Source organism: Paraburkholderia sediminicola (genome assembly GCF_046026675.1).
In the GTDB taxonomy this organism is placed as follows: Bacteria; Pseudomonadota; Gammaproteobacteria; order Burkholderiales; family Burkholderiaceae; genus Paraburkholderia; species Paraburkholderia sediminicola_F.
On record NZ_JAQQEY010000001.1, the window covers coordinates 1,916,915 to 1,935,628 of the forward strand.

The 18,714-nt window shown below is 62.9% G+C and carries 16 protein-coding genes; 14 read left to right on the plus strand and 2 right to left on the minus strand.

Annotation, left to right across the window (positions count from 1 at the left end; all coding sequences use genetic code 11):
• Nucleotides 1-48 precede the first annotated feature (48 nt).
• From PQQ86_RS08345 to PQQ86_RS08360, 4 genes are all read left to right on the plus strand, one after another.
• Nucleotides 49-1,281 carry a CaiB/BaiF CoA transferase family protein gene (locus PQQ86_RS08345; RefSeq protein ID WP_074284278.1) on the plus strand — a complete coding sequence of 411 codons (1,233 nt, stop codon included), beginning with the start codon at nt 49-51 and terminating at the stop codon, nt 1,279-1,281.
• 46 nt (nt 1,282-1,327) lie between these two features.
• Nucleotides 1,328-2,365 carry an ABC transporter substrate-binding protein gene (locus tag PQQ86_RS08350; protein ID WP_408265725.1) on the plus strand — a complete coding sequence of 346 codons (1,038 nt, stop codon included), beginning with the start codon at nt 1,328-1,330 and terminating at the stop codon, nt 2,363-2,365.
• Nucleotides 2,366-2,470: 105 nt separating this feature from the next.
• Nucleotides 2,471-3,283 carry an ABC transporter ATP-binding protein gene (locus PQQ86_RS08355; RefSeq protein ID WP_408265726.1) on the plus strand — a complete coding sequence of 271 codons (813 nt, stop codon included), beginning with the start codon at nt 2,471-2,473 and terminating at the stop codon, nt 3,281-3,283.
• Between the two features lie 147 nt (nt 3,284-3,430).
• A complete protein-coding gene (locus PQQ86_RS08360; RefSeq protein WP_093632649.1) occupies nt 3,431-4,255 on the plus strand; it encodes an ABC transporter permease in 825 nt (274 codons plus the stop codon).
• A gap of 105 nt (nt 4,256-4,360) precedes the next feature.
• On the opposite strand, the gene PQQ86_RS08365 is transcribed toward PQQ86_RS08360, so the two are convergent.
• Nucleotides 4,361-5,335, minus strand: coding sequence for an NADPH:quinone oxidoreductase family protein (locus PQQ86_RS08365; RefSeq protein WP_408265727.1), 975 nt, complete (start codon nt 5,333-5,335; stop codon nt 4,361-4,363).
• 201 nt (nt 5,336-5,536) lie between these two features.
• On the opposite strand from PQQ86_RS08365, the gene surE reads away from it, so the two are divergent.
• From surE to rlmD, 6 genes are all read left to right on the plus strand, one after another.
• Complete coding sequence (gene surE, locus PQQ86_RS08370; protein ID WP_408265728.1) at nt 5,537-6,295, plus strand: 5'/3'-nucleotidase SurE; 759 nt, start codon at nt 5,537-5,539, stop codon at nt 6,293-6,295.
• Nucleotides 6,292-7,395 (plus strand): protein-L-isoaspartate(D-aspartate) O-methyltransferase, encoded by a 1,104-nt coding sequence (locus PQQ86_RS08375; RefSeq protein WP_408265729.1) that lies wholly within the window; start codon nt 6,292-6,294, stop codon nt 7,393-7,395. The genes surE and PQQ86_RS08375 overlap by 4 nt, the downstream gene beginning before the upstream one ends.
• Nucleotides 7,396-7,400: 5 nt before the next feature.
• Entirely contained in the window at nt 7,401-8,327 is a 927-nt protein-coding gene (locus tag PQQ86_RS08380; protein ID WP_408265730.1) for a peptidoglycan DD-metalloendopeptidase family protein, read from the plus strand.
• An 11-nt stretch (nt 8,328-8,338) separates the two neighbouring features.
• Nucleotides 8,339-9,409 carry an RNA polymerase sigma factor RpoS gene (rpoS, locus tag PQQ86_RS08385; protein ID WP_408265731.1) on the plus strand — a complete coding sequence of 357 codons (1,071 nt, stop codon included), beginning with the start codon at nt 8,339-8,341 and terminating at the stop codon, nt 9,407-9,409.
• 4 nt (nt 9,410-9,413) lie between these two features.
• Nucleotides 9,414-10,190 carry a 3'-5' exonuclease gene (locus tag PQQ86_RS08390; RefSeq protein ID WP_408265732.1) on the plus strand — a complete coding sequence of 259 codons (777 nt, stop codon included), beginning with the start codon at nt 9,414-9,416 and terminating at the stop codon, nt 10,188-10,190.
• Nucleotides 10,191-10,389: 199 nt separating this feature from the next.
• A complete protein-coding gene (gene rlmD / locus PQQ86_RS08395) occupies nt 10,390-11,808 on the plus strand; it encodes a 23S rRNA (uracil(1939)-C(5))-methyltransferase RlmD (protein ID WP_408265733.1) in 1,419 nt (472 codons plus the stop codon).
• Nucleotides 11,809-11,915: 107 nt separating this feature from the next.
• On the opposite strand, the gene PQQ86_RS08400 is transcribed toward rlmD, so the two are convergent.
• A complete protein-coding gene (locus PQQ86_RS08400) occupies nt 11,916-12,719 on the minus strand; it encodes an outer membrane protein assembly factor BamD (RefSeq protein ID WP_408270172.1) in 804 nt (267 codons plus the stop codon).
• A gap of 95 nt (nt 12,720-12,814) precedes the next feature.
• On the opposite strand from PQQ86_RS08400, the gene PQQ86_RS08405 reads away from it, so the two are divergent.
• The 4 genes from PQQ86_RS08405 (at nt 12,815) to PQQ86_RS08420 (ending at nt 18,705) form a co-directional block, all read left to right on the plus strand.
• Nucleotides 12,815-14,101, plus strand: coding sequence for an RluA family pseudouridine synthase (locus tag PQQ86_RS08405; protein WP_408265734.1), 1,287 nt, complete (start codon nt 12,815-12,817; stop codon nt 14,099-14,101).
• A complete protein-coding gene (pgeF, locus tag PQQ86_RS08410; RefSeq protein WP_408265735.1) occupies nt 14,098-14,946 on the plus strand; it encodes a peptidoglycan editing factor PgeF in 849 nt (282 codons plus the stop codon). Before PQQ86_RS08405 ends, pgeF begins: the two co-directional genes overlap by 4 nt.
• Before the next feature lie 627 nt (nt 14,947-15,573).
• Nucleotides 15,574-17,388 carry a class I poly(R)-hydroxyalkanoic acid synthase gene (gene phaC, locus PQQ86_RS08415; RefSeq protein WP_408265736.1) on the plus strand — a complete coding sequence of 605 codons (1,815 nt, stop codon included), beginning with the start codon at nt 15,574-15,576 and terminating at the stop codon, nt 17,386-17,388.
• A gap of 135 nt (nt 17,389-17,523) precedes the next feature.
• Nucleotides 17,524-18,705 carry an acetyl-CoA C-acetyltransferase gene (locus PQQ86_RS08420; RefSeq protein ID WP_408265737.1) on the plus strand — a complete coding sequence of 394 codons (1,182 nt, stop codon included), beginning with the start codon at nt 17,524-17,526 and terminating at the stop codon, nt 18,703-18,705.
• The last annotated feature ends 9 nt before the right edge of the window (nt 18,706-18,714 follow it).

An 18,714-nucleotide genomic window follows, 5' to 3' on the forward strand; every position in this document is an offset into this window, starting at 1 on the left:
CTCCCAGCCGCGCCGCGCCCGGGCAAGCACAGAACACAGAGGAGACACATGAGCGTCAATCCCGACCCCAGTGCCACCGCCACTCCGAAAGGCCCGCTCGCCGGCGTCAAGGTGCTCGAGCTCGGCACGCTGATCGCCGGCCCGTTCGCCGCACGCTTTCTCGGTGAGTTCGGCGCCGACGTCATCAAGATCGAAGATCCCAAAGGCGGCGACCCGTTGCGCAAATGGCGCAAGCTTTATCCGGAAGTCGGTGGCACGTCGCTATGGTGGGCCGTTCAGGCGCGCAATAAGAAATCCGTCACGATCAATCTGAAAGCCGAAGAGGGCAAGGAGATCGTGCGGCGTCTGGCGAAAGAAGCTGATATCGTCGTCGAGAATTTCCGGCCGGGTTTGCTGGAGAAACTCGGCCTCGGTTATGACGTTCTGTCGGCGGAGAACCCCGGGCTCGTGATGGTGCGTCTGTCCGGCTACGGCCAGACCGGGCCCTATCGCGACCGGCCTGGATTCGGCGCGATCGCCGAATCGATGGGCGGGTTGCGCCACATCACCGGCTATCCGGATTTGCCGCCGCCGCGCATCGGTATTTCGATCGGCGATTCGATTGCCGCACTGCACGGTGTGATCGGCGCGTTGATGGCGCTGCATCACAAGCAGGTGAATGGCGGCAAAGGGCAGGTCGTCGACGTCGCGCTGTACGAAGCGGTCTTCAACATGATGGAGAGCGTGGTGCCGGAGTACGGCGTGTACGGGATGGTGCGTGAGCGCACCGGCGCGTCGCTGCCGGGCATCGTGCCGTCGAACACCTATCCGTGCCGCGACGGCAGCATTGTCATCGGCGGCAATAGCGATCCGATCTTCAAGCGCCTGATGATCGCTATCGAACGCGAAGATCTGGCGAACGATCCAGCTCTCGCGCACAACGACGGCCGCGTGCCGCGTACCCAGGAAATCGACGGCGCGATCGCCGCGTGGCTCGCCACGCGCACCATCGACGAAGCGCTCGCCGTGCTGAACGCCGCCGACGTGCCGGTCGGCCGGATTTACAGCGTCGCGGACATGTTCACCGATCCGCAATTCATGGCGCGCCAGATGATCCAGCGCTTCAAATGGCAGGACGGTCAGGAAATCACGCTCCCGTCGGTGACGCCGAAACTCTCGGAAACGCCCGGCGAAACGCGTTGGTTAGGCCCGGAACTGGGTGAACATACCGATGAAGTCCTGCAATCGCTAGGTTATGATTCTGACCACATTGCAAGGTTGCACGCGCAACAGATTGTGTGAGTGAGCGCGCGGCAAAAAGACAACAAAAGTTCGGAGACTAGAGACCATGCAACGCAGAACCTTCCTCGCCGGTAGCGCGGCGCTCGCGGGCGCCACGTTCGCCGCCACGCCGTTCGCTTTCGCACAGGGCAAACCTGAAACCACCAAGGTGGCGATCGCTGTCGGCGGCAAGAATCTGTTCTATTACCTGCCGCTCACGATTGCCGAGCGCCGCAATTACTTCAAGGACGAAGGACTCGACGTCGAAATCTCGGATTTCGCCGGCGGCTCGCAAGCGCTGAAGGCGGCAGTCGGCGGCAGCGCGGATGTGGTCTCCGGCGCGTTCGAGCACACCTTGCTGTTGCAGGCGCAAAAGCAGTCGTTCCGCGAATTCGTGCTGCAGGGACGCGCCCCGCAGATCGTGCTCGCGGTGTCGAAGAAGGCGATGCCGAATTACAAGTCGATCGCCGATCTGAAGGGCAAGAAAATCGGCGTGACCGCGCCGGGTTCGTCGACCTCGATCATGGCGAGTTTCGTGCTGGCGAAAGCCGGGTTGACCGCGAAAGACGTCGCGTTCATCGGTGTGGGTGCAGGGGCTGGCGCGATTGCCGCGCTGCAGTCGGGCCAGATCGATGCGATCGCCAATCTCGACCCGGTGATGACCAAGCTCGAACGCACCGGTGAGATCCGCGTCGTGTCGGACACGCGTACGTTGGCTGATACGCGCAGCGTGTTCGGCGGCGACATGCCGGCGGGGTGTCTGTACGCGTCGCAGAGCTTCATCACGAAGAATCCGAACACCACTCAGGCGCTGACCAATGCGATGGTGCGCGCACTCAAGTGGCTGCAAACGGCGACCGGCAGCGAGCTGATCAATACCGTGCCGGAAGGCTATCTGCTCGGCGACCGCGCGGTGTATCTGGACGCGTGGCAGCACGTGAAGGAGGCCATGTCGCCGGATGGCCTGATGCCCGCCGACGGCCCGGCCACGTCGCTGAAAACCCTGCAGGCGTTCGACCCGAACGTGCAGGGCAAGCCGATCGATTTGTCGAAGACGTGGACCAACGACTTCGTCAAGAAAGCGCTGACGACGGTCAAGGCCTGAGTGCCGTCGGTATGGGGCGAAGGACGGCACGTGCCGCATTCGCCTCGACCACCGTCGTCATGACGACATGACAAACCGAAATCGATCTTCGAAGCGAGTCGAACGATGACCGTTGCCGCCCTGGCGCTCGACAACATCACCTGCACCTTTGCTGCGCGGGACAATCGCGCGCAGCGCTATACAGCGGTCAAGGACACGACCTTGCGCATCGCGCCGGGCGAATTCGTCTCGGTGGTCGGCCCGACCGGTTGCGGCAAATCCACTTTGCTGAACGTCGGTGCGGGATTGCTGGAGCCGTCGACGGGAACGGTCAGTGTCTTCGGCGAACCGCTCAAGGGCATCAACCGGCGCGCCGGCTATATGTTCCAGGCCGACGCGCTGATGCCGTGGCGCTCGGCTATCGACAACGTGATGGCCGGGCTCTCATTTCACGGCGTGCCGCCGGCTGAAGCACGCAGCAAAGCCGACGAGTGGTTGAAGCGCGTGGGTCTCGGCGGTTTCGGCGATCGCTATCCGCATCAACTGTCGGGCGGCATGCGCAAGCGCGTCGCGATGGCGCAGACGCTGATCCTCGATCCGGACATCATCCTGATGGACGAACCGTTTTCCGCGCTCGATATCCAGACGCGTCAGCTGATGGAAAACGAGCTGCTCGACCTGTGGGCCGCCAAACGCAAAGCGGTGCTGTTCATCACGCACGATCTCGACGAAGCGATCTCGATGTCCGACCGCGTGGTGGTGCTGTCGGCGGGGCCTGGCACGCATCCGATCGGCGAATTCACGATCGATCTGCCGCGTCCGCGCGACGTCGCCGAAATTCGTGCGCATCCGCGTTTCGTCGAGTTGCATGCACAGATCTGGAGCGTGCTGCGCGATGAGGTGCTGAAGGGTTATCAGCAGCAACTCACGGCTGTTTAAGCGGCGCGCGTAGTTGCGTCGCATTGCGGAGTGGCGTGACAGCACGTACGAATATCCGTAGTTGAATCCTGTGATGCGTCTCGAAGTTAAGTCCTGTTTGCTGCATCCTGTATTGGCGTCGATCAATCGTCTAAGGCAAACCGAGTCATGTGGAAGACGTTGCGCCCGAACCGGGCGAACCTGGTGATCTGGCAGTGGCTGCTGCTCGTGCTGTGCTTCGTACTCTGGTATGTGCTGACCAGTCCGACACTGCTGCCGGCGTTTTATTTCGACGACCCGAACAAGGCCGCATTCTTCTTCGGCGAGCCGCAGAAGGTGCTGCAACGCATCTGGGAGTGGTTCACGGGCGGCGAAATCTATCTGCACCTGTGGATCACGCTGGTCGAAACGGTGCTCGCGTTTGTGCTCGGCACCGCGCTTGGGCTCGGCGTCGGTCTGTGGCTTGCACTGTCGCCGCTCGCGAGCGCGCTGTTCGATCCGTACATCAAGGCTGCCAACTCGATGCCGCGCGTGATTCTCGCGCCGATCTTCGGCGTGTGGTTTGGCCTCGGCATCTGGTCGAAGGTGGCGCTAGGCGTCACGCTGGTGTTCTTTATCGTGTTCTTCAACGTCTACCAGGGCGTGAAGGAAGTGAGCCCGGTTGTGCTTGCCAACGCGCGCATGCTCGGCGCGAATCGCAAGCAATTGCTGCGTTTTGTCTATCTGCCAAGCGCGATGAGCTGGGTGTTTTCGAGCCTGCACACCTCGGTGGGCCTGGCGTTCGTCGGCTCGGTGGTGGGGGAATATCTCGGCTCGGCGCGCGGCGTCGGCTATCTGATTCTGCAAGCCGAAGGCACCTTCGATATCAATACTGTGTTCGCCGGGATTCTGGTGTTGACTGCGTTCGCGCTGATTCTGGACGCCATCGTCGGGATTGGCGAACGGCGGCTGATGAAGTGGCAGCCGAAGTCGGGTGATACGGAAAAGCTGTAGTCCCACATTCCCAAAGGCTCAACAAAAACGGCGTGTGGTTTTAAACCGCACGCCGTTTTCTGTTTTCTTGCCGCTCAAAGGAGCGGCTGCGTCAGCGCATTACGCCTAAGGCGTAATCACTATCTTCCCGATCACCCGACGCTCCGCCATATCGCGCAACGCGCGGCCGGTGTCTTCGAGCGAATAACGTTCCGACACGTAGGGCTTGAGCTTGCCCGCGCCGATCCAGCCGGTCATCTGCTCGAACGCGGCGTGATTGTGCTGCGGCTCGCGTTTCGCAAAGTCGCCCCAGAACACGCCGACCAGACTCGCGCCTTTGAGCAGCGTCAGGTTGAGCGGCAACTTCGGGATCTCGCCGTTTGCAAAGCCGACCACCAGATAACGCCCACGCCAGCCGATGCTGCGAAACGCCGGTTCCGCATAGATACCGCCGACCGGATCGTAGATCACGTCCGGGCCCTTGCCGTCGGTCAGCGCCTTGATGCGTTCGCGCAGGTCTTCGGTGCTGTAGTTGATGGTGGCGTCTGCGCCATGCTTGACGCAAGTGGCGAGCTTCTCGTCGCTCGACGCCGCTGCGATCACGCGCGCGCCGAGCGCCTTGCCGATTTCGACCGCAGCGAGTCCGACGCCGCCCGCCGCGCCCAACACCAGCATCGTCTCGCCGGCCTTCAATTGCCCGCGATCGACCACCGCATGATGCGAAGTGCCATAGGCGAGCGTGAACGCGGCGGCCAGTTCGAAGTCGACGCCGTCCGCTAGCGGCACGCACGCCGTGACCGGCGCCGGCGCCTGCTCGGCAAAGCCACCCGAGCCGGTGAACGCGACTACCCGCGAGCCTGGTTTGAACTGCGTCACACCGGCGCCGACCGCGCGCACGACGCCCGCGACTTCCGAGCCGGGCGTAAAGGGCAGGGGTGGTTTGAACTGGTATTTGTTCTCGATGATCAGCACATCGGGAAAGTTGACGGCCGCGGCTTTGACGTCGATCACGACGTGGCCTGGCGGCGGCTCGAGGTCCGGCAGATTTTCGACGACCAGGCTCTCCGGCGGTCCATATTGATTACAGCGAATCGCGCGCATCGTGTCTCCATATCGATCAGGGGTTCGCAACCATTCTGAGTGTAAAACAATCCGCACGACCGTGCGTTTTTATTGTTCGAAGCCGGTTCGTGCGCAATCGATACCCATCGGCGCGGGGCCCGGCGCGTGCGCTTTGCATGGGATGCGCGCACGGCCTGCCGTGTCGTTCGCGTGCCTTCTTTCCTCGGTTACAATCGCCGCATGCGAATCCTACTCAGCAATGACGACGGTTATCTGGCGCCCGGCCTTGCCGCGCTTTACGAAGCGCTCAAGCCGATCGCGGACGTCACCGTGATGGCCCCCGAGCAGAACTGCAGCGGCGCGTCCAATTCCTTGACGCTGTCGCGTCCGCTTTCGGTGCTGCGCTCGGCGAACGGTTTCTACTACGTCAACGGCACGCCAACCGACTCGGTGCATATCGCGCTGACGGGTATGCTGGACCACACGCCGGACCTGGTTGTCTCGGGCATCAACAACGGCCAGAACATGGGCGAGGACACGCTCTATTCGGGCACCGTCGCCGCCGCCACCGAAGGCATCATGTTCGGCGTGCCGGCCATCGCTTTTTCGCTGGTCGACAAAGACTGGGGGCATCTCGAAGACGCTGCGCGCGTGGCCGCCGAGATCGTCGCGCACTACCTCGAGCAGCCGTTGCCGGGGCATCCGCTCCTGAACGTCAATATTCCGAACCTGCCGTACGAGCAACTCGACGGCTGGCATATCACGCGTCTGGGCAAGCGACATCCGTCGCAGCCGGTGATCCGCCAGACCAATCCGCGCGGCGAGCCGATCTACTGGATCGGCCCGTCGGGCAGCGCTCGTGACGCGAGCGAAGGCACCGATTTCCACGCTGTCGCCAACGGCCAGGTGTCGATCACACCGTTGCAGCTCGACCTGACCCACACGCAAATGCTGCCCGCAGCGCGCGACTGGGCGCGCGCCGGCAGCGGCGCTTCATGACGAGCGAGCGCGCAAAGCGCTTTCCGCTCGGCCTCGAGGACCTGGTGCGCGAGCCGCGCCGGCCCGAAGGGCGTCCGGGTGAAGTGCGCGCGGCGGCACTTGCCGCGAGCGCGGCGCTGAACGCACGCCCGCAACCGGCGAAGAACTCGCCGCTCGGCTCAGCGGGAAAGACCCAGGCGAAGTCGCCGGTGAGAGCGCCGACCCAACCGCAAACGACGTCGCAAGCAAAGCCACAGGCGAAGGCGCCAATCAAGGCGCCGGTGAACTCGACGCTGAAACCGGCTGTCAGCACCCAGGCCAAGCCGCAAGCCAAACTGCAGGCCAAACCACACGGAACAGCCGTCGGGCAAGGTTCGGCTGCGCGCGCCGCGCCAAAACCGGCGCCGGTGAATAGGCCCGCCGCCAAACTCAACGAGCGCGCCGCTGTGCCGAATGTCGCGTTGAACGGCGCTTTGGCACTGACTTCGGAACGGGTTCGCGAACGGATGGTCGAACGCCTGCGTGCGAACGGCGTAACCGATCAGCGCGTGTTGAACGCGATGTCGGTGGTGCCGCGCCATATGTTCGTCGACCCCGGCCTCGCGGCCCAGGCCTACGAAGATGCCGCGTTACCGATCGGCCATCACCAGACGATCTCCAAGCCCTCCGTGGTCGCGCGGATGATCGAACTGGCGGCCGCCGGCCGCGCGTTGAACAATGTGCTCGAAATCGGCACCGGTTGCGGCTATCAGGCAGCAGTGCTGAGCCAGGTCGCGCGTGATGTTTACTCGATCGAACGCATCAAGCCGCTGTCCGAACGCGCGAAGACGAACTTGCGCCCGCTGCGCATTCCGAACATCCGGCTGCACTACGGCGATGGCCGCCTGGGGCTGCCGTCGGCGGCGCCGTTCGACGCGATCGTGATCGCCGCAGCTGGGCTCGACGTACCGCAAGCATTACTTGAACAACTCGCGGTCGGCGGCCGCCTGGTCGCGCCGGTCGGCTCGCAGGAAGGCCAGAACCAGGTGCTGACTCTGGTCGAACGCCTCGGACCCGCGCAGTGGCGCGAGTCGCGGCTTGATCGCGTTTTCTTTGTACCCTTAAAATCCGGAGTGATTTGACACCGATGAGTATGTTGCGCGCGATGCAAAGAACCAGACTGACTATCCCCATGACCGTAACCCAGCGTAGCGTGTGCGTGCTCGCCTTGTCCCTGTTGATGTCGGCCTGTGCGACCCGCCTCGATCAGGCGCCGGTCGTCGACCGTTCCGGCAGCAGTGCGCTCGGCACGCAAGCCACGCAACAGCCGGCTGTGCCGCTCGGACCGCCGCCGCCGGGCTACTACCGCGTGAAGCCGGGCGATACGCTGTACCGGATCGCGTTGGAGAACGGCCAGAACTACCGCGACATTTCGACGTGGAACAATCTCACTAACCCGAATCAGATCGAGGTCGATCAGTTACTGCGCGTCGTGCCGCCAGGTGCGAACACCGCCGCACTGACGCCGGGCGTGTCGACGGCGCCGATTGGCGGTGGTGGCGCTGTGCAGAGCGCGCCGCTTGGCAGTACGCCGCCGGCAGCGGGCGTCGCCGCGCCGCCGATCTATGGTTCGGGTGCGAACAACGCCTCGCTAACACCGCCGGCCAACCCGGGTGCAGCGAGCGACTCGAGCGCCGGCGCGTCCGGCAACGTGGCGTTCGCATGGCCGGTGCGTGGACCGATGCTCGGCACGTTCAACGATTCGACCAACAAGGGTATTAATATCGGCGGCGCGGCTGGCGATCCGGTTAAGGCTTCGGCGGATGGGCGCGTGGTTTATGCCGGAAATGGGCTGCGTGGTTACGGCAATCTCATTATCATCAAGCATGACGCAACTTATCTCACGGCGTATGCACACAACCGCGCTTTGATGGTAAAAGAGGGAGATGCGGTGACCAAAGGGCAGAAGATCGCCGAGATGGGCAATAGCGATTCCGACCGCGTGATGTTGCATTTCGAAGTTCGCCGCCAGGGTAAACCTGTCGACCCACTGAAGTATTTGCCGCCGCAATAAGCGATACGACCATGCCGAAATCGAAGCGCCGCCTGCCGCAAGCCGAGTCTGAGACGATTAGCGGCGTCACGCCCGCTTCGGTGGAGGAAAGCGGCGCTTCGGAAGTCGAAGAAGAGATCGCAGAGGAGCGCGATCTCGACGAACGTCAGGGCGGCGCGGAAGAACCCAGCGAGGCCCGCGAAGTTCCTGCCGACGCTGATGACTTCCGCGCGCTTCTGCAAGCCGAGCTGACGGCCGACACGATTCAGCACTACCTGAACCGCATCAGCGTCAAGCCGCTCCTGACCGTCGAGGAAGAGCAGAAGTATTCGCGTCTGGCCAAGGCGGGCGAGTTTGAAGCACGGCAAGTGATGATCGAGCGCAACTTGCGGCTCGTCGTCAGCATCGCGAAGGGTTATCTGAACCGCGGCGTGCCGCTGCTCGATCTGATCGAGGAGGGCAATCTCGGCTTGATGCACGCCATCGAGAAATTCGATCCCACGCGCGGCTTTCGTTTCTCGACGTACGCCACGTGGTGGATTCGCCAAAGCATCGAGCGTGCGATCATGAACCAGGCGCGCACGGTGCGTTTGCCGGTGCACGTGATCCGTGAGCTCAATCAGGTGCTGCGCGCGAAGCGCCATCTGGAAAAGAATTCGATGAATTCGGGCGAAGCCGCCGAGCGCCGCGACGCCAGCATCGACGACATTGCCTATCTGACCGGCAAGACCACCGACGAAGTCACCGACATTCTCGCGCTGAACGAGCACACCGCATCGCTTGACGCGCCGCTCGATCTCGACCCGGCGAGCAGCCTCCTCGACCTGCTGTCCGACGACCAAAGCCAGTCGCCGGATGCCGAAGTGCAGCACCGCGAGCTGGAAACGCTCACGCGTGCGTGGCTCGCGCGGCTGTCGGACAAGCATCGTCATGTGATCGAGCGTCGCTTCGGGCTCAACCATATCGAGCCCGCCACGCTCGAAGAGCTGGCCGACGAAATGGGCCTCACGCGCGAGCGTGTGCGCCAGATCCAACAGGAAGCGCTGGTGCGGCTGAAGCGCTTCTTTGCCTCCAACGGTGTTCGGAAGGACGCCGTTCTATAACCTGATGACACCGATTCTTGTTTTCGACATCGAGACGATTCCCGATGTTGCCGGCATTCGCCGCCTCGAAGATCTGCCCGCCACGCTGAGCGACGCCGAAGTCGCAGAGCACGCTTTTGCGGCGCGCCGCGAAAAGACCGGCAGCGATTTCCTGCCGCACCACCTGCAACGGATCGCCGCGATTTCCTGCGTGTTCCGCGACAACAACGGTTTCCGTGTGCGCTCGCTCGGCACGCTGGAAGACGGCGAGGCCGCGCTCGTGCAGTCGTTTTATCGCGTGATCGAAAAATACACGCCGCAGCTCGTGTCGTGGAACGGTGGTGGGTTCGACCTGCCGGTGCTGAACTACCGCGCGCTGGTCAACGGCATTCCCGCCTCCCGTTTCTGGGACCTCGGCGAGGACGACCGCGAGTTCAAGTGGAACAACTACATCAGCCGCTATCACGCGCGTCACACCGATCTGATGGACGTGCTGGCGATGTATCAGGCGCGCGCCAATGCGCCGCTCGACGCGCTCGCGAAGATGTGCGGCTTTCCCGGCAAGATGGGAATGGACGGCAGCCAGGTGTGGAACGCCTATCAGGACGGCCGCATCGAGGAAATCCGCAACTATTGCGAGACCGACGTCGTCAATACGTACCTGCTGTATTGCCGCTTCCAGCTGATCCGCGGCGCGTTTTCGGCCGAAGAGTATGCTGACGAGATCAACCTGGTCAAGAATGCGCTGGCGCTCGAGGCGGCGCCGCAATGGGCCGAGTATCTGGCCGCATTCGATCAGTAAGCGGCTTGCTTATCAGTCTTGTTGTAACGACGGTTCGCCGCACACTCACGCGGTTGAGCGTCTGACGGCAGCCGCCGTGGTGCGAAGTCGGGCGCGAGCGCCAAGGTTCGCCGTATGCTAATCGTGATCGAAGCGATCGGCGCGCGCGGCGCTTCGTCTACAATCTCGCCTTTCCCCCAAGTTTGTCAGGAAGTCGCAGGTGTCCCGAACTGCCCCACAACGTCGCTCTCCCAAGCGCCAGAAGGCGCCCGCTCCGGCGAAAGCGCACGTCATTACCGGCACTGAGCCGATCATCGAAATCGTTTCGCTCGACATGGAAGCGCGCGGCGTGGGCCGCATCGAGAGCGAAGACGGCACGCCCGGCAAGGTGATTTTTGTCGAAGGCGCGTTGCCCGGCGAGCGTGTCAGCTACTCGACGCATCGCAGCAAGCCGAAATTCGAGCAGGCTGAGGTCGTCCAGGTGTTCCGCGAAAGCGTGCTTCGCACCAAGCCGAAATGTATCTACTTCGATACCTGCGGCGGTTGTTCGATGCAGCATCTCGACATCCGCGCCCAGATTGCCGTCAAGCAGCGCGTGCTCGAAGACGATCTCCAGCATCTGGCGAAGCTGCGCCCGGAGACGGTGTTCCGCCCGATTCACGGGCCGGCGTGGGGATACCGCTACCGCGCGCGTCTGGCTGTGCGCTATCTGCCGGAAAAGGGCGGGATGCGCATCGGCTTCTACGAGAAGAAGAGCGGCAATATCGCCGACATGAAGACCTGCGAGGTGTTGCCGCCGCATGTGTCGGCGATGCTGATGCCGCTGCGTTTCATGGTCCGCAAGCTGTCGATTTACGATCGGATGCCGCAGATCGAGCTCGCGGTCGGCTCGTCGGTCACCGCGCTGGTGCTGCGCAATCTCGCGCCGATTACCGCTGCCGACGAGCAGGTGCTGCGCGATTTTGCCGACGAACACAAGGTCCAGTGGTGGTTGCAGCCGGGCGGTTCTGACACGGTTACGCCGTTTTATCCGCTCGACGTGCAGCTCGACTACACGCTGCCGGAATTCAACATCCGGATGCCGTTCAAGCCGACCGATTTCACCCAGGTGAATCACGCCATCAATCGCGTGCTGGTGAGCCGCGCACTGCGTTTGCTGGCCCCGGCCAGCACGGACCGCGTGCTCGATCTGTTCTGCGGAATCGGCAATTTCACGCTGCCGCTCGCGCGGATTTCGAAGGAAGTGATGGGTATCGAAGGCAGTGACGTGCTGACTTCGCGCGCACTTGCCAATGCCGAGCTGAACGGTGTGGCGCGGCATACCTCGTTCGCCTGCCGCAACCTGTTCGAAGTCACCGCCGACGACATGCGCGCGCTCGGACATTTCGACAAATTCCTGGTCGACCCGCCGCGCGAAGGCGCGCTGGCTGTCGCCAAGGCACTCGCGGAGATCGCGCAGAGCGGCAATGGGCCGCTGCCCAAGCGTATCGTCTACGTGTCGTGCAACCCGGCAACGCTCGCACGCGATGCGAGCATGCTCGTTCACGATGCCGGTTATCGGCTGGCGGGGGCGGGTGTCGTGAACATGTTCCCGCACACCTCGCACGTGGAGTCGATTGCTTTGTTCGAGCGGGACTGAGCGCGCCGGTTGCCGGCTGGTGCTGAATAGGCTGGCGGCCACGCGGCACAAACAGAAACGCCACGACCGAAGTCGTGGCGTTTCTGTTTAAGGCAGCTAGTCGAGGCTTAGAACTGCCACCACGACTTTTCCTTACCGGGCCTTGCATGGCCCGTGATATACGGGCTGTCAGGGAAGGTGCCAGCCAGAATGCGCTTCGTGTCATCCGCCAGTTGCGGCTGGTTCAGCTTCTCGTACGACAGCATCATGATGTGCAGTGCGTCTTCAATAGCCGGTGCGTTCTTGTATTCCTTCAACGCCAGCTGCGCGCGGTTGATCGCGGCGACATACGCGCCACGGCGGTAGTAATAGTCCGCCGCGTGGACTTCGTGCGACGCCAGCGCGTTCACGATATAGCGCATGCGTTGCGCGGCGTCCGGCGCATACTTGCTGTTCGGGTACTTGTCGACCACGACCTTGAACGCGTCATACGACTCGCGCAGCGACTTCGGATCGCGCTCGCTCATGTCCTGGCCGGAGAAGCGGCCGAACAGACCGAGGTCGTCGTTGAAGTGGATCATGCCCTTCAGGTAGTACGCGTAGGCGATGTCCGGGTGATCCGGGTGCAGCTGGATGAAGCGGTCGATCGCCTGGTCGGCGGCGGCGTTTTCGTTATCTTTCCAGTTGCAATACGCGACGTTGATCTGCGCTTGCTGGGCAAAGTGGCCGAACGGATCGCGGCCTTCGAGCATCTCGAAATACTTGGCGCACTTGCCGAAATCACCACCGCTCAGAGCGTCGTTCGCCTCCGTATATAATTTGTTGTTGTTCCAAGTAGCCGTCTCGTCGGTCTTTTCCGGCAGGCCGTGGCAAGCCGCAACAACGGCGACGGCTGCGGCGCACGCAATGTATCCGGCCACTTTCCGGGCCATCTTCTTGATGACCGCCAAATTGATCGCCGCTTTAGTGATGGTGTTCAAGGCTCGCATTTTCCAGTCTAGCTTTACGTCCAGGTGACCCAGACTCAATGACCCGCTCAAATACTCCAGGCGCCGCAACCGGTGCCGGGAATAGCAACAAAGATTATAGCGTAAGCGCTGACCCCTCCGACGCATTGGGCGTCGACTCGCTCGACGACGATCTCGGCAGCGACGCGCTCGCCTCCGCCGGCCCGCAAAGCAGGGTGCCGACGGTGGCGAGCCCCGTGGCGGACGAGTCGCCGCGCAGCGTCGTCGTGCCCGACGAACTGGCCGGCGAACGCCTCGACAAGGTGCTCGCCCGGATCTTTCCGGAGTTTTCACGTAACCGGCTGCAAAGCTGGATCGAGTCGGAGCGGGTGCGCATCGACGGCAAGCCGGCCAAAATCCGTCAGCCGGTGCCGCTTGGCGCGACCATCGAGCTCGTGCCCGATCTGCTGCCGGAGCAACTCGCGTTCACGCCCGAACCGGTGCCGCTCGAGATCGTCTACGAGGACGACACGCTGGTGGTCATCAACAAGCCGGCCGGCATGGTCGTGCATCCGGCGGCCGGCAACTGGAGCGGCACCCTTCTCAACGGCCTGCTGTACCGCTATGGCGACGCCGCGGCCGGCTTGCCGCGCGCCGGTATCGTGCATCGGCTCGACAAGGAAACGTCCGGCCTGATGGTGGTGGCGCGTACGCTCGAGGCACAGACGGATCTGGTGCGCCAACTCCAGGCACGCACGGTGAAGCGCCGTTATCTCGCGCTGGTGTGGGGCAACATGCCCGAAGAGGGCACGATCGACGCGCCGATCGGCCGCGATCCGCGCGAACGCACGCGCATGGCGGTGGTGACGAGCGCGTCGGGCAAAGCGGCGCGCACGCATTTCCGGCGCGTGGACACGGCGATCTGGCAGCGTCAGCCGGTCACCGCGATTCATTGCGATCTGGAAACCGGCCGCACCCATCAGATTCGCGTGCATTGCGCGCATATCGGCCATCCGCTGCTCGGCGATCCGATTTATGGGCGAGCACGCGGCAAGCGCTCGGTGACGCCGTTGCCGGACGGATTCGCGCGTCAGGCGCTGCATGCATGGCGCCTCGGCCTGATTCACCCGAAAACCGGCCGGACCATGCAATGGCGCGCCGATGCACCGGAAGACATGCAGGTGCTGTCGGCGGCGCTTGGCTTGGGGCGTGACGATGCGGGCGAGTTCGACGAGACGTACTACGAGGAAGACGACTACGACGCTTCGCTGGACGACGATATCGATGAAGGCGATGCACACGGCGACGGCGATCACGACGAAGGCCAGGATCACGACGATGAACACGACGAGGACGGTCACGCATGAGCTTGCCCGAGCTGAGCTTTGCCGATGTTGTGCAACCTGCATGGAATGTGTCGCCGCGTGTGCGTGCGCTCGTCACCACGCGCAATGGCGGCGTGAGCGAGCCGCCGTTCGGCCGTTGGCAGAATGGCGCTGGCCAGCCCGGCGGCCTGAATCTGGGGATGAAAAGCGGTGACGATCCTGCCGCGGTTGCAACCAATCGCGCACGGTTGCTGGGTCTGGCGGGCGTAGGCGAGGCCGCGTGGCTAGAACAGATTCACGGCGCAGGCATCGTGCGCGCGGAAGATGTGCTCGCGCAGACTCAGGCAAGCGGTATGCCGACGCGAGCGGACGCCAGCGTCACCGATCGGCCCGGCACGGTGTGTGTCGTGATGGTCGCCGATTGCATGCCGGTGCTGTTGTGCGACGAAGCGGGACGCGCGGTCGGCGCGGCCCATGCCGGCTGGCGTGGTCTGGCAGCGGGTATCGTCGAGCAGACTGCGCAGCGCGTCGCCGGTCTCGCCGGGGTGGAGGCCGCATCGTTGCATGCCTACCTGGGTCCGGCTATCGGACCGGACGCATTCGAGGTGGGTGCAGACGTGCGTGACGCCTTCATGAACGGCGTGGACGACGCACAACGCGAAGCCACCGCGAATGCATTCATTACGCATCCGCAAAACGCCGGCAAATATCTCGCCGATCTCGCGGCGCTGGCGCGTTTGCGCTTGCAATGGATCGGCGTGACGCGCATTGCTGGCGGCGATCTGTGTACGGTCACGCAACCTGAACGTTTCTATTCCTATCGACGTGATCGCGAGACAGGGCGCATGGCCGCGCTGATCTGGCTGGACGATCAGGCTACGCGTTAAGTCCGGCGCTCAATCATCCATCATGCTCGGCCGCATCGAATGGCGCTTCGCTTTATCAGCGCCATCATGCGGCCGTGGCGCTTCTCGCCGTTGCCTCGACCGGCGCGCCGTTTTCCTGCGAGCATCCGTATGAGGGTTTATTCGGAGACGCGTTGCGTGCTTTTGCTGCGCTGCCGGAATTTGTCATGGGTGCGTTAATCTCCCGCTAAAAGTGCGGGCAGGTGAACGAATAAATGCGCATAAATACGCACAAGGCCATGCAATACCGGAGCTTTTTTTGCTTATGCCGGCACTTATCAACCCATCTTCCAAAAGCGCGATCTGCTATACAGGGAAAACGATAATTAAAAAACTATCGCACTGCGGCAAAATCGGGAACAAGCATTGACATGCCTTGCGATGGGGAGCAAGAATGTTCCTCACAGCTCCTCGTACATGGGACAGGGCGTGACGAGGTCGCGAGCGATCGCCCACGTGCGCATGAACCTGCCTCTCAACCCGTCCGCAAGGACTTACCGGTCAAAAGCAGGTATGGCAGCATCACATTCCTCAGCTTCTCCCAGCACGGACTCCTCGACGGAGCACACGCAGCAGGCCGGTACGAGCGGCGCATCACCAGCCGCAGGCATGCAGCAGTTATTGGACGCCTGGATGAACGCGTGGCGTTCGCTTGGCACGCCGCCAGGCGGCAGTGGCATACCTTTCCAGATGCCGCAAGTGCCCCAGATGCCGCAAATGGGCTTGTCGGAGATGCCGTCGTTCCCCGGCATGCCTGACTTCAGCAAACTGGCTGCGGGAGCCCTGCCGTCAATGCCTTCCTTCGCCGGACTCAATGTGCCGAGCGCCGCGATTCCATCGGAGCGTCTGCAAAAACTGCAAGCCGATTATTCGCGCGAGGCGATGGACCTGATCCAGCAGGCGGCCACCTCCACGGCGAAAGCCCCCGAACTCAAGGACCGCCGCTTCAGTTCCGACGCGTGGAGCGCGACGCCGGCCTATGCATTTACTGCTGCGTGGTATCTGTTGAACGCACGCTATCTGCAGGAAATGGTCGACGCACTCGAAACGGAACCGAAGATGCGCGAGCGCGTTCGGTTCGCGGTTCAGCAATGGACCGCAGCCGCATCGCCGAGCAACTTCTTCGCGTTGAATCCGGAAGCGCAAAAGACCTTGCTCGATAGCAAGGGTGAGAGCTTGCGTCAGGGTGTGATGAATCTGCTGGGCGACATGCAGCGCGGCAAGATTTCGCAGACGGACGAATCGCGTTTCGTGGTCGGCGAAAATCTCGCGAACACCGAAGGCTCGGTGGTGTTCGAGAACGACCTCATTCAGTTGATCCAGTACAAGCCGCGCACGGCCACCGTGCGTGAGCGGCCTCTGCTGATCGTGCCGCCTTGCATCAACAAGTTCTACATTCTCGATCTGCAGCCGGAGAATTCGCTGGTCGCGCACGGACTCGATTCGGGTCATCAAGTATTTCTGATTTCGTGGCGCAACGCGGACGCATCGATCGCAGGCAAGACGTGGGATGACTACGTCAGCGAAGGCGTCCTCAAGGCGATCGAAACGGTCAGCAAGATCAGCGGCCGCGAGCAGATCAACACGCTGGGTTTCTGCGTGGGCGGCACCATGCTCGCCACGGCGCTGGCAGTGGCGGCCGCGCGCGGCGAGCATCCGGCCGCGTCGATGACCTTGCTCACCGCAATGCTCGATTTCTCGGACACGGGCGTGCTCGACGTATTCGTCGACGAGGCGCATGTGCAGATGCGCGAGCAGACCATTGGCGGCAAGAACGGCGGCAAGCCCGGACTGATGCGCGGCATCGAATTCGCCAACACCTTCTCGTTCCTGCGGCCGAACGATCTGGTGTGGAACTACGTCGTCGACAATTACCTCAAGGGGCGCACGCCGGTGCCGTTCGATCTGCTGTACTGGAACAGCGATTCGACGAGTCTGCCGGGCCCGATGTATGTCTGGTATCTGCGTAACACGTATCTCGAGAATCGTCTGCGCGAGCCGGGCGCGGTGACTACCTGCGGCGAGCCGGTCGACCTCTCGAAGATCGACGTGCCCACCTTCATCTACGGTTCACGCGAAGACCATATCGTGCCGTGGCAAACCGCCTATGCGTCGGTGCCGCTGCTCGCCGGACCGCTGAAGTTCGTGCTCGGCGCGTCGGGTCATATCGCTGGCGTGATCAATCCGCCGGCGAAGAAAAAGCGCAACTACTGGACGCTGGAAGGTGACGTCAAGACGTTGCCGGAAGGCCCGGACGAATGGCTCGACCAGGCGACCGAAGTGCCCGGCAGCTGGTGGCCCGAATGGACCACGTGGCTCGATCAGTATGGCGGCAAGAAAGTGAAGCCGCGCGCCACGGCCGGCTCCGCCGAATTCCCGGCGATCGAACCGGCGCCGGGGCGTTATGTGCGGCAACGGGAGTAGGCTTCAGCGCGCCTGAGGGCGCGGTGGTGTGGCGGTATGAGTGCGCGTCCTGAAAGATGCAAGGGCGCATTGGCAACAAGATTTTTAACTTGACGGGCTGCGGCGTGTCTAGCCGATGTCCCGGAGGATATGGAAATGACTGATGTTGTGATCGTATCGGCCGCCCGTACGGCAGTAGGCAAATTCGGTGGGTCGCTGGCGAAGATCGCTGCGCCCGAACTCGGCGCTACAGTGATTCGCGCCGTGCTCGAACGGTCTGGTCTGAAGCCTGAGCAGGTCAGCGAAGTCATTCTGGGGCAGGTGCTGGCGGCAGGCTCGGGGCAGAACCCGGCGCGTCAGTCGTTGATCAAGGCTGGGCTGCCCACGGCGGTGCCCGGCATGACGATCAACGTGGTGTGCGGCTCGGGCCTGAAGTCCGTGATGCTGGCGGCCAACGCGATCATCGCGGGTGATGCGGACATCGTGATCGCCGGTGGTCAGGAAAACATGAGCGCCGCGCCGCACGTGCTGCCGGGCTCGCGCGACGGTTTCCGCATGGGCGACGCAAAGCTGATCGACTCGATGATCGTCGACGGCCTGTGGGACGTCTACAACCAGTACCACATGGGCGTGACGGCGGAAAACGTCGCCAGGGAATACGGCATCACGCGCGAGCAGCAGGATGCGTTCGCGGCACTGTCGCAGAACAAGGCGGAAGCCGCACAGAAGTCGGGCCGTTTCAATGACGAAATCGTGCCGGTCGAAATTCCGCAACGCAAGGGTGAGCCGCTGCGTTTCGCAACGGACGAGTTCGTGCGTCACAGTGTGACGGCTGAATCGCTGGCGGGTCTGAAGCCGGCATTTTCGAAGGAAGGCTCGGTGACAGCAGCCAATGCGTCGGGTCTGAACGACGGCGCGGCGGCGGTGCTGGTGATGTCGGCGAAGAAGGCCGAAGCGCTCGGCCTCACGCCGCTCGCGCGCATCAAGGCATACGCCACCTCGGGTCTGGATCCGAAGGTGATGGGCATGGGCCCGGTGCCGGCCTCGCGCCGTTGTCTCGAACGCGCGGGCTGGACGCCGGCCGATCTGGACCTGATGGAAATCAACGAAGCGTTTGCCGCACAGGCGTGCGCCGTGAATCAGCAAATGGGCTGGGACACGTCGAAGATCAACGTGAACGGTGGCGCGATCGCGATCGGCCATCCGATCGGTGCGTCGGGCGCCCGGATTCTCGTCACGCTGCTGCATGAAATGCAGAAGCGTGATGCGAAGAAGGGTCTGGCGTCGCTGTGTATCGGCGGCGGCATGGGCGTGGCGCTGGCGCTCGAGCGCGCTTGATGGCCCTCA

Coding starts and splice junctions, on each gene's coding strand:
- PQQ86_RS08345 (WP_074284278.1), top strand. CDS start 49: ATGAGCGTCAATCCCGACCCCAGTGCCACCGCCACTCCGAAAGGCCCG.
- PQQ86_RS08350 (WP_408265725.1), top strand. CDS start 1,328: ATGCAACGCAGAACCTTCCTCGCCGGTAGCGCGGCGCTCGCGGGCGCC.
- PQQ86_RS08355 (WP_408265726.1), top strand. CDS start 2,471: ATGACCGTTGCCGCCCTGGCGCTCGACAACATCACCTGCACCTTTGCT.
- PQQ86_RS08360 (WP_093632649.1), top strand. CDS start 3,431: ATGTGGAAGACGTTGCGCCCGAACCGGGCGAACCTGGTGATCTGGCAG.
- PQQ86_RS08365 (WP_408265727.1), bottom strand. CDS start 5,335: ATGCGCGCGATTCGCTGTAATCAATATGGACCGCCGGAGAGCCTGGTC.
- surE (WP_408265728.1), top strand. CDS start 5,537: ATGCGAATCCTACTCAGCAATGACGACGGTTATCTGGCGCCCGGCCTT.
- PQQ86_RS08375 (WP_408265729.1), top strand. CDS start 6,292: ATGACGAGCGAGCGCGCAAAGCGCTTTCCGCTCGGCCTCGAGGACCTG.
- PQQ86_RS08380 (WP_408265730.1), top strand. CDS start 7,401: ATGAGTATGTTGCGCGCGATGCAAAGAACCAGACTGACTATCCCCATG.
- rpoS (WP_408265731.1), top strand. CDS start 8,339: ATGCCGAAATCGAAGCGCCGCCTGCCGCAAGCCGAGTCTGAGACGATT.
- PQQ86_RS08390 (WP_408265732.1), top strand. CDS start 9,414: ATGACACCGATTCTTGTTTTCGACATCGAGACGATTCCCGATGTTGCC.
- PQQ86_RS08400 (WP_408270172.1), bottom strand. CDS start 12,719: ATGGCCCGGAAAGTGGCCGGATACATTGCGTGCGCCGCAGCCGTCGCC.
- PQQ86_RS08405 (WP_408265734.1), top strand. CDS start 12,815: ATGACCCGCTCAAATACTCCAGGCGCCGCAACCGGTGCCGGGAATAGC.
- pgeF (WP_408265735.1), top strand. CDS start 14,098: ATGAGCTTGCCCGAGCTGAGCTTTGCCGATGTTGTGCAACCTGCATGG.
- phaC (WP_408265736.1), top strand. CDS start 15,574: ATGCAGCAGTTATTGGACGCCTGGATGAACGCGTGGCGTTCGCTTGGC.
- PQQ86_RS08420 (WP_408265737.1), top strand. CDS start 17,524: ATGACTGATGTTGTGATCGTATCGGCCGCCCGTACGGCAGTAGGCAAA.